The 13,467-nt window shown below is 59.9% G+C and carries 11 protein-coding genes and 1 pseudogene; 4 read left to right on the top strand and 8 right to left on the bottom strand.

Annotated elements, in window-relative coordinates; genetic code table 11:
• Positions 1–133: 133 nt before the first annotated feature.
• Both AB4N43_RS26245 and AB4N43_RS26240 read left to right on the top strand, forming a co-directional pair.
• Positions 134–1,255, top strand: a complete 1,122-nt coding sequence (locus AB4N43_RS26245) for an HlyD family secretion protein (RefSeq protein WP_027925477.1) — start codon at positions 134–136, stop codon at positions 1,253–1,255.
• Positions 1,252–2,844, top strand: coding sequence for a DHA2 family efflux MFS transporter permease subunit (locus tag AB4N43_RS26240; protein WP_027925478.1), 1,593 nt, complete (start codon positions 1,252–1,254; stop codon positions 2,842–2,844). Before AB4N43_RS26245 ends, AB4N43_RS26240 begins: the two co-directional genes overlap by 4 nt.
• Here AB4N43_RS26240 and AB4N43_RS26235 read toward each other — a convergent pair whose 3' ends face one another.
• The 5 genes and pseudogenes from AB4N43_RS26235 to AB4N43_RS26215 form a co-directional block, all read right to left on the bottom strand.
• Complete coding sequence (locus AB4N43_RS26235; protein WP_027925479.1) at positions 2,845–3,285, bottom strand: carboxymuconolactone decarboxylase family protein; 441 nt, start codon at positions 3,283–3,285, stop codon at positions 2,845–2,847.
• A 105-nt stretch (positions 3,286–3,390) separates the two neighbouring features.
• Entirely contained in the window at positions 3,391–4,839 is a 1,449-nt protein-coding gene (locus AB4N43_RS26230; RefSeq protein ID WP_027925480.1) for a mechanosensitive ion channel family protein, read from the bottom strand.
• A 189-nt stretch (positions 4,840–5,028) separates the two neighbouring features.
• Positions 5,029–5,655, bottom strand: coding sequence for an isochorismate family cysteine hydrolase YcaC (gene ycaC, locus AB4N43_RS26225; protein ID WP_007943416.1), 627 nt, complete (start codon positions 5,653–5,655; stop codon positions 5,029–5,031).
• A gap of 56 nt (positions 5,656–5,711) precedes the next feature.
• Positions 5,712–6,119, bottom strand: a pseudogene (locus tag AB4N43_RS26220) (isochorismatase family protein); the annotation flags it as partial.
• A 65-nt stretch (positions 6,120–6,184) separates the two neighbouring features.
• Positions 6,185–7,051 carry a pirin family protein gene (locus AB4N43_RS26215; RefSeq protein WP_027925481.1) on the bottom strand — a complete coding sequence of 289 codons (867 nt, stop codon included), beginning with the start codon at positions 7,049–7,051 and terminating at the stop codon, positions 6,185–6,187.
• 107 nt (positions 7,052–7,158) lie between these two features.
• Here AB4N43_RS26215 and AB4N43_RS26210 point away from each other — a divergent pair, with 107 nt between their 5' ends.
• Together AB4N43_RS26210 and dkgB are read left to right on the top strand one after the other, a co-directional pair.
• Entirely contained in the window at positions 7,159–8,064 is a 906-nt protein-coding gene (locus AB4N43_RS26210; protein WP_194941063.1) for a LysR substrate-binding domain-containing protein, read from the top strand.
• Between the two features lie 134 nt (positions 8,065–8,198).
• Positions 8,199–9,002 carry a 2,5-didehydrogluconate reductase DkgB gene (gene dkgB, locus AB4N43_RS26205; protein ID WP_027925483.1) on the top strand — a complete coding sequence of 268 codons (804 nt, stop codon included), beginning with the start codon at positions 8,199–8,201 and terminating at the stop codon, positions 9,000–9,002.
• A gap of 3 nt (positions 9,003–9,005) precedes the next feature.
• On the opposite strand, the gene AB4N43_RS26200 is transcribed toward dkgB, so the two are convergent.
• The 3 genes from AB4N43_RS26200 to AB4N43_RS26190 form a co-directional block, all read right to left on the bottom strand.
• The gene (locus AB4N43_RS26200) at positions 9,006–12,203 is read right to left on the bottom strand and encodes a transporter substrate-binding domain-containing protein (RefSeq protein WP_460154235.1); all 3,198 of its coding nucleotides are present in this window, start codon (positions 12,201–12,203) and stop codon (positions 9,006–9,008) included.
• A gap of 36 nt (positions 12,204–12,239) precedes the next feature.
• Positions 12,240–12,860, bottom strand: a complete 621-nt coding sequence (locus AB4N43_RS26195) for a response regulator (RefSeq protein WP_460152212.1) — start codon at positions 12,858–12,860, stop codon at positions 12,240–12,242.
• A gap of 153 nt (positions 12,861–13,013) precedes the next feature.
• The gene (locus tag AB4N43_RS26190) at positions 13,014–13,433 is read right to left on the bottom strand and encodes an ANTAR domain-containing protein (RefSeq protein ID WP_027925486.1); all 420 of its coding nucleotides are present in this window, start codon (positions 13,431–13,433) and stop codon (positions 13,014–13,016) included.
• Between the last annotated feature and the right edge of the window lie 34 nt (positions 13,434–13,467).

Genomic DNA, 13,467 nt, shown 5'->3' with positions numbered 1-13,467 from the left:
CAATCCATCAATCCCGCCCTCACGCCCTGGATGGAAACCATTCGACGACCGGCAAAAAAAATCAATTGCCACTAAATATTACATACGTCATATTACCTACGTAATAAACACCCGTTTCCTACAGGTAACCCCCATGACCAGCATGCCCAGCCTTGAAACCGACCAAGCTGTCCCGGTGAGCACGCCCAAGCCTCCCCTGCTCAAACGGTTGATTCTGCTGACAGCGGTTGTCGCTGCCCTGGTTGCGGGCGGGCTGTATGCCTCGCACTGGTGGACAACCGGTCGTTTCATCGAAGAAACCGACGATGCCTACATCGGCGGCGACGTCACGGTGATCGGCCCTAAAGTCGCCGGGTACATCGAAGAAGTGCTGGTGACCGACAACCAGGCAGTCAAAGCCGGCGATGTGCTGATTCGTCTCGACTCCCGCGATTACCGCGCCAACCTGGCCAAGGCCGAAGGTGCAGTGGCTGCTGAAGAGGCGCTGCTGGCGAATCTCGACGCTACCGAACAACTGCAGTACGCCGTGATCGGCCAGGCCCGTGCCGGGATCGATGCTGCGGGCGCGGAAACCTCCCGCTCCCGGGATGACAATGCCCGCTACAAAAAACTGGTGAGCACCAACGCGGTCTCGGTGGAAAGCGCTCAGCGCGCTGATGCTACGTTCAAAACCGCCCAGGCGATCAGCTCGCGGGCCCAGGCCGAATTGTTGGCCGCGCAACGTCAGTTGAACGTGATCGCCACCCAGAAACAGCAAGCCCGCGCCGCGTTGATGCAGGCCCGCGCCGAACGGGATCTGGCGCAATTGAATGTCGGTTACACCGAACTCAAGGCGCCGGTGGATGGCGTGATCGGCAATCGCCGGGCGCGGGTCGGCGCGTATGCGCAGGCCGGTTCGCAGTTGCTGTCGGTGGTGCCGTCCAGTGGTTTGTGGGTCGATGCCAACTTCAAGGAAGATCAACTGGCGCGGATGATTCCGGGCCAACGCGTGGTCATCCATGCGGACGTGCTGTCAGGGCAGGAATTCCACGGTCATCTGGGCAGTCTTGCGCCGGCCAGCGGCTCGCAGTTCAGCGTGTTGCCACCGGAAAACGCCACGGGCAACTTCACCAAGATCGTCCAGCGGGTGCCGGTACGCGTCATCCTCGATCCGGCTGACGGAGTGCTCGGTCACTTGCGTCCGGGCCTGTCGGTGACGGCTGAAGTCGACACCCGCAAAAGCGCTGACATCCCAGCCGTGGCCAGCGCACCATGAGCCGCGCCCTCGCCGCCCCTGCGCAGCCGTTCAACCCCGCCAACATGGCGACGGCGACCAAGGTGTTCGCCTTCGCCAGCATGTGCATCGGCATGTTCATTGCGCTGCTGGATATCCAGATCGTTTCGGCCTCGTTGCGTGACATCGGCGGCGGCCTCTCCGCCGGCACCGATGAAACGGCGTGGGTGCAGACCAGCTACCTGATTGCCGAAATCATCGTGATTCCACTGTCGGGCTGGCTGTCGCGGGTATTTTCGACTCGTTGGTTGTTCTGCGCATCAGCGGTCGGCTTTACCTTGGCCAGCCTGCTCTGCGGCGCGGCCTGGAACATCCAGAGCATGATCGCCTTCCGCGCGCTGCAAGGCTTTCTCGGCGGTTCGATGATTCCGCTGGTGTTCACCACGGCGTTCTTTTTCTTCACCGGCAAACAACGGGTGATTGCCGCCGCAACCATCGGCGCGGTGGCCTCGCTGGCACCGACATTAGGGCCGGTAATCGGCGGCTGGATCACCGACATTTCGTCCTGGCACTGGCTGTTCTACATCAACCTGGTGCCGGGTATTTTCGTTGCCGTGGCCGTGCCGATGCTGGTGAAAATCGACCAGCCGGAACTGTCGCTGCTCAAGGGCGCCGACTACCTGAGCATGGTGTTCATGGCGCTGTTTCTCGGCTGCCTGGAATACACCCTCGAAGAAGGCCCACGCTGGAACTGGTTCAGCGACAGCACCATGCTCACCACTGCCTGGATCAGCGGCCTCGCCGGCCTGGCCTTTATCGGCCGGACCTTGCACGTCGCCAATCCGATTGTCGATCTGCGCGCCCTGAAAGACCGCAACTTCGCCCTCGGCTGTTTCTTCTCGTTCGTCACCGGGATCGGCCTGTTCGCCACCATTTACCTGACGCCGCTGTTTCTCGGCCGGGTGCGGGGCTACAGCGCGCTGGACATTGGACTGGCGGTTTTCTCCACCGGGGTGTTCCAGATCATGGCGATTCCGCTGTATGCCTTTCTGGCCAACCGCGTGGATCTGCGCTGGATCATGATGACCGGACTCGGCCTGTTCGCCTTGTCGATGTGGGATTTCAGCCCGATCACCCATGACTGGGGGGCCAGGGAGCTGATGCTGCCGCAAGCGTTGCGCGGGATTGCCCAGCAATTGGCGGTGCCACCGGCCGTGACGTTGACCTTGGGTGGTCTGGCGCCAGCGCGGCTCAAACATGCTTCGGGGTTGTTTAATCTGATGCGCAACCTGGGCGGCGCCATCGGCATCGCCGCCTGTGCGACCATCCTCAACGACCGCACCAACCTGCATTTCACCCGGTTGGCGGAACACCTGAACAGCACCAACGAAGCACTGAACCAGTGGCTGTCGCAGGTCGGCAACAACTTCGCCACCCTCGGCCAGAGCGGTGACACGAGCGTCACTGCCAGCCTGCATCAGCTATGGCTATTGACCTACCGCGAAGCCCAGACACAAACCTATGGCGACGCGTTTTTGATGATCATGGTCTGCTTCATCATCGCCACGGCGATGGTGCCCTTGATGCGCAAGGTGCAACCACCGGCCGCGCCGTCAGCGGATGCGCACTGATCAGGCTTGAGGCATTTTGCGGAAACCAATCGCCAGACGGTTCCAGGCGTTGATGGTGGTAATGGCCACGGTCAGGTCGACCATTTCTTTCGGGCTGAACTCGGCGGTGGCCAGCTCGTAGTCTTCATCCGGCGCGTGGGTCTGGCTCACCAGCGTCAGGGATTCGGTCCAGGCCAGTGCCGCACGTTCACGCGGGGTAAAGAACGGCGTTTCGCGCCAGGCCGACAACGTAGCCAGACGGCGCTCGTCCTCACCGCCCTTGCGGGCATCGGCGCTGTGCATGTCGAGGCAGAACGCGCAGCCGTTGATTTGCGAAGTGCGCAGCTTGACCAGTTCGATCAGGTTTTTTTCCAGCGGCAGCTTCGACACCGCGGTTTCCAGGGCGATCATGGCTTTGAGCGCATCAGGGGAAGCGGTGTAGAAATCGATACGAGGTTTCATGGTGGACTCCGGTAGCAAGTGGGGATGGAGCTACGTTAATCCCGCCCGCCCTTCGGACAAATAGCCAATATTCCAGAAGTCGAGGAGGCCACTCCCCCCAAACCGCTAAGCCCTATTACGCAACCACTGCAAAAACCCCTTACGCTCCACCACCTTCGGCACTTCCTGGGTCAACGTCTGCGCCTTGTTCAAGCGGAAATCCAGCAGCGCCTTCATCGACTCGCCAATGTCATGCCGCGCATCCAGGCACGGTTTGAGATAGTCCTTCTCAATCCGGTACAGGCTGCACGCGGTCTTGGCGATGAAGTCGGCCGGCATCGCCGTATCCTGCAAGATCCCGCCCTCGCCGATCACCTCGCCCGGTCCCATGCGTCCCGACTCGAACTTGACCCCGGCACGGCTCAACTCCACCGAGACCACTCCGGATTCGATGATGAACAAATGATCGCTGACCTCTCCCGCCGGCAGGATCATGTCCCCGGCACGGAAGGTTTGCAGGGTCATGTGCTGGCTGAAGGTCTCTTTCTCATCCTGACGCAGGGTCGAGAAAATCGCCGAGCTTTCCAGCAAGGCCCGTGGCCGTGACAAACCGGCAGGCACATTCGACTCGATGGTCGACAACAGGCTGACACCCGCGGCCTGCAAATGACGATATGACAGATCGAACAGCAGATTGCGCACCATGCGTTTCTGATCCATCGAGACCACGAAACCACTGATTTCATATTCCACACCTGCGGCACTGGAGCCCTTGAGGGCGACGCACGGTGCCGGTTTTTGCAACAAATGGCGGCAACCCTGCATGGCCCGTTCCAGTGCGTCGATGACTGTTTGCGGGCGTGTATGCGGGCTCAGTTGCAGGCTGATCGACACGCCAAAAATGTCGCTCGGCCGACTGAAGTTGATGATCTTGGCCTTGGCCGCCAGGGAGTTGGGGATCACCGCCATGCTGCCTTGGGCGGTTTGCATGCGCGTGGCGCGCCAGTCGATGTCGGTGACCCGGCCTTCGGTGCCATCGATGGAAATCCAGTCATCCAGTTGATAGGGTTTGGTGGTGTTGAGGACGATCCCGGAAAACACATCGCTGAGGGTGCTTTGCAAGGCCAGGCCGACGATGATCGCCAAGGCGCCGGAGGTGGCCAGCACGCCTTTGACGGGCAGGTCCAGCACGTACGCCAGCGCCGCAATGATCGCGATCAGGAAGATCACCGCACCGAGCAGATCCTGGAGCAACCGCCCCGTGTGCCCGACCCGCTGCATCATCACCGCGCCGATCAGCACCGTCAGGGTCCGAGCGCCGAACAGCCACCAGCCAATCTGCAAACCGGTGGCCGCCAGGTGCAATGGCACGTTGTCAGGCCAAGGGGCGACCTCCAGCGGGTTCAAGCCTTCGTTGAACAGCAGGACGCTGAACAACGAGAAAATCACCAGCCTGACCAGCAACTTCCAGTTACTGCCGGTGGCGCTGGCGCTGATCAACCGCCACAGCCCAAGATCAACCACGATCAGGACCATGGCGCAGACCAATGGATGATTGGTGAAAAAAGACAGCATCGAACGACTCCAACGAAGGCCAATGGCGCGAAGATCTCACACATTGGGCACAGTGTAGGAGGGTTTCATGCAAAACAAATGTGGGAGCGAACCTGCTCGCGATGGCGGTGTGACAGCCACTGCACACGTGTCTGTTATACCGCTTTCGCGAGCAGGCTCGCTCCCACCGGGGGTTTAGGTTGTCAGCCGTTATTTGCTGTTGGTCAATGTGTTGAAGCTGGTCATCAGGTTGCGATAGTCCGGAATATGGTTGGAGAACAAGGTGCCCAACCCTTCCACGTCGTTACGCCAGTCGCGATGCAGTTCACAGGCCAGGCCGAACCAGGTCATCAACTGCGCGCCGGAGGCCGACATGCGGTCCCAGGCCGATTGTCGGGTCAGCTCGTTGAAGGTGCCGGAAGCGTCAGTCACCACGAACACCTCAAAGCCTTCGGCCAGCGCCGAGAGTGCCGGGAACGCCACACAGACTTCCGTCACGACGCCAGCGATGATCAGCTGTTTCTTGCCGGTCGCCTTGATCGCCTTGACGAAGTCTTCGTTGTCCCAGGCGTTGATCTGTCCAGGACGGGCGATGTAAGGCGCATCCGGAAACAGCGCTTTGAGCTCAGGCACCAGCGGGCCATTGGGACCGTTTTCGAAACTGGTGGTGAGGATGGTCGGCAACTTGAAGTACTTGGCCAGGTCGGCCAGGGCCAGCACATTGTTCTTGAAACGGTCCGGTTCGATGTCGCGCACCAGAGACAGCAGTCCCGCCTGGTGATCAACCATCAAAACCGCAGCGTTGTCCTTGTCGAGACGTTTATAAGAAGTCGTCATTGCAGTAGTCCTCGCGTGTTATCGATGCCGAGTGGATATCGGCGTGGGGGAGTCGTTTAGCGCTGGGAGTCCAGCACTTCGTGTTCATTCGCCACTTGCTGAGCCTTGAGGTAGCTTTCGATCAACAATTGATAATGCGGCATGGCCTGGGCGTAGACAGCGGCCCACTGCTCGGCATCCGGACGGTTCCACGAGCCTTGCAGTTCAGACAGCGTAGCCATAATGTCGATCGGCACGACCCCGGCCTGCGCCAAACGGGCGATGGTCAGATCAGTGGCCAGTTTTGAGTGGTTGCCGGAGGCGTCGACCACCGCAAACACTTTGTAGCCTTCATGCACCGCCGCGATGGACGGAAACGCCAGGCAAACGCTGGTCAGCGTGCCGGCAATGACCAGGGTTTTCTTGCCGGTGGCTTTGACTGCCGCGTGAAACCCGGCGTTGTCCCAGGCATTGATTTCGCCCTTGCATACCCTGGCCTGGGAACCGGCCTACTCATCCTGTGCAGAGCGGGTTGTTGACGGAGTACGGGCTAACCGTGCATCCGGCCGAAGCGACCGGACTGGAAGTCGGCGAAGGCCTGGTGAATCTCTTGCTCGGTGTTCATCACGAACGGGCCGTGACCGACAATCGGCTCGTCGATCGGCTCGCCGCTGAGCAACAGCACCACCGCATCCTGGCTGGCTTCAAGGGTCAACTGATCACCCTTGCGATCGAACAGGGCCAACTGACCTTCGCCCACCGACTCCAGGCCATTGACCTGAACCGTGCCACGCAACACCACCAAGGCCGTGTTGCGACCGTCGTGCAGGTCCAGGGTCAGCAATTTGCCGCCCTTGAGACGCAGGTCCCAGACGTCAATCGGGGTGAAGGTGCGAGCCGGGCCGGTGTGGCCGTCAAACTCACCGGCGATCAAGCGCAAACTGCCGGCCTGGTCCTTGAGCGGGATGTTCGGGATGTCGCCATCGAGAATCGTCTGGTAACCGGCGTCGGCCATTTTGTCCTTGGCCGGCAGGTTGACCCACAGCTGCACCATTTCCAGGGTGCCGCCAGACCTGGCGAAACCTTCGGAGTGAAACTCCTCATGCACAATCCCTGAAGCGGCGGTCATCCATTGCACATCGCCAGGGCCGATCGTGCCGCCGCTGCCGGTGGAGTCACGGTGTTCCAGTTCGCCCTTGTAAACGATAGTCACGGTCTCGAAACCACGGTGCGGATGCTGACCAACGCCACGTCGTTCAGTGGTCGGGGTGAATTCGGCAGGCGCCGCGTGATCCAGCAGCAGGAACGGGCTGATGTGCTTGCCCAGGTTGTCGTAGGAAAACAGCGTCCGAACCGGAAAACCGTCGCCGACCCAATGGGTACGCGGGCTGGTGTAGATACCGATGATGTTTTTCATGGTGTCTCCTGATGAGGTGAGTGAAGCCATGGACAAAGCTTAAAACTCGAACCTTTGGTGCGCTAGACTGCAAAAACCAGCCTTTGCGTTCTATCTAAGGAACGATGATGGAAGACCTCAACACCCTTTACTACTTCACCCAAGTGGTGGAACACGGCGGTTTCGCCCCGGCTGGGCGGGCGTTGGACATGCCTAAATCGAAACTCAGCCGACGCATCGCCGAGCTGGAAGAACGCCTCGGTGTCCGCCTGCTGCACCGCACCAGCCGGCATTGTTCACTGACCGAAATCGGCCAGGCCTATTACCAGCGTTGCCTGGCGATGCGCGTGGAAGCGGAAAGCGCCGCCGAACTGATCGAACGCAATCGCTCCGAGCCTCAAGGCCTGGTTCGCATCAGTTGCCCGACGGCGCTGCTCAACTCCTGGGTCGGGCCCATGCTGACGCGCTATATGCTTAAGTTCCCGCTGGTGGAATTATTTATCGAGAGCACCAATCGCCGGGTCGACCTGATCCACGAAGGGTTCGACATCGCCCTGCGCGTGCGCTTTCCGCCGCTGGAAAACACCGACATGGTGATGAAGGTTCTGGGCAACAGCACTCAGTGCGTGGTGGGCAGCCCGGCCTGGGCCGAACGCCTGTCCTCCCCGGCCTCCCCTGCCGACCTGAGCGGTTTGCCGAGCCTGCATTGGGGCGCCGCCCAGCGTGAATATCAGTGGGAATTGTTCGGTGCCGAAGGCGCCAGCGCACTGATTCGACATACACCCCGCATGGTCACCGATGACCTGCTGGCGTTGCGTCACGCGGTAGTGGCGGGGATTGGCATCGCGCACCTGCCGAGCGTCGTGGTGCGCGATGACCTGGCGGCCGGCCGCCTGGTGGATCTGGTGCCGGGTTGGGCACCGAAATGCGGCGTCATCCATGCCATCTTTCCATCGCGCCGTGGACTGCTGCCGTCGGTGCGCACATTGATCGACTTTCTGGGCGAGGAGTTCAACCACGCGGACATCGCTTGAAGAGGCCGGCACACACCATCACTCTTTGCATTCATGACTTGCGGTAAACAGTGCTTTGCCCAGCCAGCGGTTTTTCCCAAGGATCGCGACGGGGATACTCCTGCTCATTCCCACTGCAATCCCTGGAGTCACAGATGTCTATTCCCGCCTTCGGTCTCGGTACGTTTCGCCTGCAAGGCCAGGTGGTCATCGATTCGGTAAGCACAGGCCTGGAGCTCGGCTACCGAGTGATCGACACCGCGCAAATCTACGAAAACGAAGCCGACGTCGGCCTCGCCATCGCCACCAGCGGTATCACCCGTGACGAGTTGTTCATCACCAGCAAAATCTGGGTCGCCAACTTCGCCAAGGACCGTTTGGTCGACAGCCTCAAAGAGAGCCTGCGCAAACTGCAAACCGACTACCTCGACCTGACGCTGATCCACTGGCCGTCGCCGGAAGACCAGGTGCCGGTCGAGGAATTCATGGGAGCCCTGCTTGAAGCCAAACAGCTTGGCCTGACCCGACAGATCGGCGTCTCCAACTTCACCGTCGACCTGATGAAGCAGGCCATCGCCGCCGTCGGTGCTGACCACATCGCCACCAATCAGATCGAACTGCACCCGTACCTGCAAAATCGCAAAGTCGTCGAGTTCGCCCGCAGTCATGACATCCAGATCACGTCCTACATGACCCTGGCCTATGGCGAAGTGCTCAAAGACCCGATCATCCAGCAGATCGCCGAACGCCTTCACGCCACCCCGGCGCAAGTCACGCTGGCGTGGGCCATGCAGTCCGGTTACGCGGTGATCCCTTCCTCCACCCAACGCGCCAACCTGCAAAGCAACCTCAAAGCCTGCGACCTGACCTTGAGCGACGCCGACATGACATCAATCGCCAGCCTTGATCGCGGCCAGCGGCTGACCAGCCCTAAAGGCATCGCGCCGCAGTGGGATTAAGCGTCAGCCGCGTGAGAGGCTTTGGTCCAGTCGGATCATCGCATGCTGCAACTGATCGACGGCTTCATCGATCATCGCCACGCGACCTTCCGCGCAAGCGCGCTCAAGTTGCTCGCAGCATTCGATCAAACGCTCCGCGCGGACCATCCGCGCGCTGCCCTTGATACGGTGCGCCAGCTCGTGAAGACGCGGGTGATCGTCACCCGCGTGGGCTTGCAGCAGATGATTGAGGTCTTCGTGGTTGGCCTTGGCCAATTCACGCAGCAACTGGTTGATCAGCGTCCGGTCTTCGCCGACGTAAAGCTCCAGGCCGGTCAAGTCCATCTCCAGACTTGCTTGCGTGTCGGCCGGCAGGGCCGTTGGCTCACTGCCAAACCGCGAGGCCAGCCAGGCGCTCAAATCCGCCAGCAGAATGGGTTTGAACAGGCAGTCGTCCATGCCCGCTTCCAGGCACCGAATCCTTTCTTCAGGTTGCGCGTTGGCGGTAAACCCCAGAATCAGCGTGGGCGGCAATCCATAGGCGCGCTCTTCATCACGAATCGCACCCGCCAACTCATAACCACTGAACCGGGGCATGTTGCAGTCGCTGATGACCACATCGAACTCATGGATACGCCACAACTCAAGCGCTTGCAGGCCATCTTCGGCCTCCATGACCCGGTGCCCCAGATAGCTCAGTTGACGCGTCAGCAACAAGCGATTGGCCGGATAATCATCGACCACCAAAATCGTCAGGGGTCGGGTGGACAGCGCCAATCCACGGTCCATCGCCTCGCCGGCAGGCAAGGCTTTCAACGCCACCAAGGACAGACTGATGTCAGCCTGAGTGCCCCGCCCCAGGACACTATCGAGCGCCAACCGTCCGCCCATCATTTCGCACAGGGTGCGGCTGATGACCAGCCCCAGTCCAGAGCCTTTGCGTCCCGACTGCAGGTTGTTGCCGGCCTGGACGAACGGGCTGAACAACCGCTGCTGATCCATGGCGCTGATGCCGATGCCGCTGTCTTCAATGTGCACCGCGACGGCCAGATGACCCGGAATTCCCGGCACCACCCGCAGTGTCAGGCTCACTTCACCCGTCTGGGTAAACTTGATTGCATTGCTCAACAGATTGGACAGCACCTGCTTGAAACGCGTGGGGTCAATCAACACGTCACGGTCACTGCGTTCATCCAGATCAACCCGCCATGCCAGGCCTTTTCCCCGTGCCAGCCCTTCAAACACCCTGCACACCGATGCCACCAGCGCATGCAAATTGACACGCTCGGGGGTCAGGGACAGATGCCCGGATTCGATGCGCGCGATGTCCAGGATATCGCCGATCAACGCCAATAACTGCTGCGCCGCAGTGGAGGCTACCTCCAGGGCTGAACGATCGGCGATGCCCTCTTTCGCGCGCATCCCGGCCATTTCGAGCATGCCGATCAAGGCGTTCATCGGCGTACGGATTTCGTGGCTCAAGGTCGCCAGGAACGTGGTTTTCGCGCGATTGGCGTCGTCGGCCGCGTCTTTGGCGTCTTGCAATTGCTGCAACCATTGTTGGCGCTGGCGGATCTGCCGACGTTGCCAGGCGATCCAGCTCACCGCCAGCAGAAGCAACGCGGCGGCGGCGGCGAACGCCTGCAGGATGGCTGGCCGGTGACGCAGCCAATAACTGTCATCCACCACCACATCATTGCCCCAGCGGGTGACCAGACCGTCCATTTCAGCAGGCGAAATACTCAGCAACGCCTTGTTCAAGATCGATTGCAACTCCGGGTCTGCACCGTCCGTTGCCATCGCAATGCGCGCCGGTTCGTCACCCACGGTGCTGCTGATCCGTAAGCGTCCCGAGTAATACCGGGCAATCAGATAACGGGTCATGAACAATGAACTGACGGCCGCGTCGGCTTGTCCGTTCATCACTGACTCCAGCCCCTGCGCCGGGTTTTCAACATCCACCATGCGCACCCCAGGCACCCGCGCCTGAATGAAGGCGCGCACCGGGTGGCTGTGGTAAATCGCCAGGCGCTTACCGGCCAGTTCGTCCAGTGTCTTGGGGCTATCGGGTGTGATTGCGCTGACGAGCGTGTACGGATTGGTCACATAGGGGCTGGTGAAGTGCAGATCGGCGACACCTTCGGTGGTCGGGATGATGGCGGGTATGACGTCGATCTCGCCCGCCTTGAGTTGCTGGATCTGTTGATCAAGGGATCGCTCCCGTAACACCTTGAAGTTCAAACCGCTGCGCTGGCTGATCAGCGACAGCAATTGCGCGGTCAACCCGCTGAATTGTCCCTCGGCATTGAAAAACGTCAAAGGCGCGAAGTTCTCGACTACCCCGACAGTGACGTGTGGATGACGCTCTAGCCACTGCTGCTCACTGGCGCTCAGATTGACTCGCGACTGACCCTGCGTGTTGACCCTGCCGGCGCTCCAACGCTGTTCGATGAGCGCACGCTGGTTCATCGGGATCGCCGCCAGGGTCTTGTCGATGATGGCCTTGAGCGGCAGGTTGTCCCGCGACAGGGCAAAGCCGAACGGATTGGCGTCGAGACCGGACGGTCCCATCAACTGAACGTTATTGGGGTAATTATTGTTGATCAGGTAATTGGCGCTGATGAGGTCCCCGAGGTACACGTCATCTTTCCGATACGCCACCGCCCCCAGCGCATCGAGCGCAGACGGGTAGCGATACAGCCTGGCCTCGGGATAAAACATTTCGACCGTCTGCGCCGGCAGATAGTCATCGACCATCGCAATGCGTTTGCCCGCCAGATCCTCGGGCATGCGTTCGTCCAGCCGGGTGGCCAGCATTGGCTGATCTTCAGCATAGGGGCTGGACAGGATCAACCCGGGATCGGCCGCTTCGAAGTTGTTCGAGGTTCCCAGCAGATCAAGCCGGTCGTATTTCAGGGCTTCCATGGCCGCTTCCCGCGTGCCATACCGCTGCACTTCAATCGGGATGTCCAGCAGTTGCGCAATCAGTCGGGCGTAATCGGCGGTGATGCCTTCCAGCTCATCATGATTGCGCGTGATTTCGAAGGGCGGGTAATCCGGCCCACTCACTCCGAGGCGCAGGACACGTTTGCTGTGCAGCCATTGCCGATCCTTTTCATTCAGATGGACCGCGTAACCCTCCACCGTGGAACGCCCCAGCAGTTGCAAGTACTTCGTCTGCGCAGGCACGGCCGACAGGGCCGCTGGCGCCAGACACAGCATCAATATGCACAACAGGACACGCACGTTCAGGTGCCCTCAGATCAAGTGATTGCGGATGGCAAAGTCGCGCAGGTGCACAGCTGCCTGCACACCAAGCTTTTCGATCAAACGGGTCTTGTAGGTGCTGACTGTCTTGTGGCTCAAGTGCATCGCCTCGGCGATGGCCTTGTTTGCGGTACCCCGAGCCAGGTATTGGAGAATGGTCAGTTCGCGGTTGGAGAGTTTGTCGATCATTTGTTTTTCGCTTTGCTGCAGCGCGTCCATGGAGGCGCTGGGCAGTTGTGCGAAGTAGGTGTACCCGGCCATCAGCGCGTGTATGGCCTTGTGCAACTGACTCAGGTCGTTGGTCTTGGAGACGTACGCCAAAGCACCGGAGCGCATGCAACGCTCTTGAAAAAACAATGGGTCAAGGGACGTGAACACCAACACCACACACGACAAATCGCTGTTTTTTATTCGCTCAAGTACATCCAGCCCGTTACCACCGGGCATCACCAGATCCAGAATCACCAGATCAACAGTGTGCTCACGAAGAATCGCCGACGCGTCACCCACGCTGGCCGCTTCATGAATCCGTTGAAATCCTTCCCGTTCAAGCACCAGTTTGACTGCGGCACGAACCACCGGATGATCGTCCACAATCAGCACTGACTTCATGGAAACTCCCTGTGCAAAAAATCGACGATGACGCCACGGATGCGCGCCGGAAAAGGCCAGAGTGCACGCAGCAACTGCGCGAAAACTCTTACATGGCGGAAGGATGAAAACTACCTGTCAGAAATGACAGTTCCGACGAACGGGCACCTCTATTCAGCCCGTTTTTTGCTGATAGTGCCCGACCAGATCATGACGGGTACTCACCAACGGATCGACACGGGACATCAAGTGCCGGATACACATCAAGTCGGGAAGCAGTACGGTGCTCGTCTGAATTGGCTGTTGCGTGCAAATCGAATTCTGCGCGCGTTCGTCGTTGAAAATCATGGCATGACGAACCTGGGGGTTATCGAGGAAAAACCCCCGCAGGTCCAACGAGCCCTTCGCCAGAGAAGCATTGATGACCACCAGGTCAAACGGCTCGCAACCGTATTCGACCAGCGTCAACAGCTCTTCAAGGTGTTGAACCGGTGCCACCCGGTAGTAACCCAGCTGGTTAAACACGCGCTCAACCTTCATACGGTGGAAGTGTTGCTCGTCGGCAATCAGGATTCGTAATGCTTTATTCATCATTCCGGGGCCTGCAGGGTGACCAAAGTGTGGCGCA

This window comes from Pseudomonas sp. S2_B07 (assembly GCF_054668435.1).
The sequence above is the reverse complement of the archived record's forward strand: the minus strand, read 5'-3'. Positions and strand labels throughout refer to the sequence as shown.

What these genes read in the sequence shown, in the direction of transcription:
- AB4N43_RS26245 (WP_027925477.1), top strand. Translation starts at nt 134, where the DNA reads ATGACCAGCATGCCCAGCCTTGAAACCGACCAAGCTGTCCCGGTGAGC.
- AB4N43_RS26240 (WP_027925478.1), top strand. Translation starts at nt 1,252, where the DNA reads ATGAGCCGCGCCCTCGCCGCCCCTGCGCAGCCGTTCAACCCCGCCAAC.
- AB4N43_RS26235 (WP_027925479.1), bottom strand. Translation starts at nt 3,285, where the DNA reads ATGAAACCTCGTATCGATTTCTACACCGCTTCCCCTGATGCGCTCAAA.
- AB4N43_RS26230 (WP_027925480.1), bottom strand. Translation starts at nt 4,839, where the DNA reads ATGCTGTCTTTTTTCACCAATCATCCATTGGTCTGCGCCATGGTCCTG.
- ycaC (WP_007943416.1), bottom strand. Translation starts at nt 5,655, where the DNA reads ATGACGACTTCTTATAAACGTCTCGACAAGGACAACGCTGCGGTTTTG.
- AB4N43_RS26215 (WP_027925481.1), bottom strand. Translation starts at nt 7,051, where the DNA reads ATGAAAAACATCATCGGTATCTACACCAGCCCGCGTACCCATTGGGTC.
- AB4N43_RS26210 (WP_194941063.1), top strand. Translation starts at nt 7,159, where the DNA reads ATGGAAGACCTCAACACCCTTTACTACTTCACCCAAGTGGTGGAACAC.
- dkgB (WP_027925483.1), top strand. Translation starts at nt 8,199, where the DNA reads ATGTCTATTCCCGCCTTCGGTCTCGGTACGTTTCGCCTGCAAGGCCAG.
- AB4N43_RS26200 (WP_460154235.1), bottom strand. Translation starts at nt 12,203, where the DNA reads ATGCTGTGTCTGGCGCCAGCGGCCCTGTCGGCCGTGCCTGCGCAGACG.
- AB4N43_RS26195 (WP_460152212.1), bottom strand. Translation starts at nt 12,860, where the DNA reads ATGAAGTCAGTGCTGATTGTGGACGATCATCCGGTGGTTCGTGCCGCA.
- AB4N43_RS26190 (WP_027925486.1), bottom strand. Translation starts at nt 13,433, where the DNA reads ATGATGAATAAAGCATTACGAATCCTGATTGCCGACGAGCAACACTTC.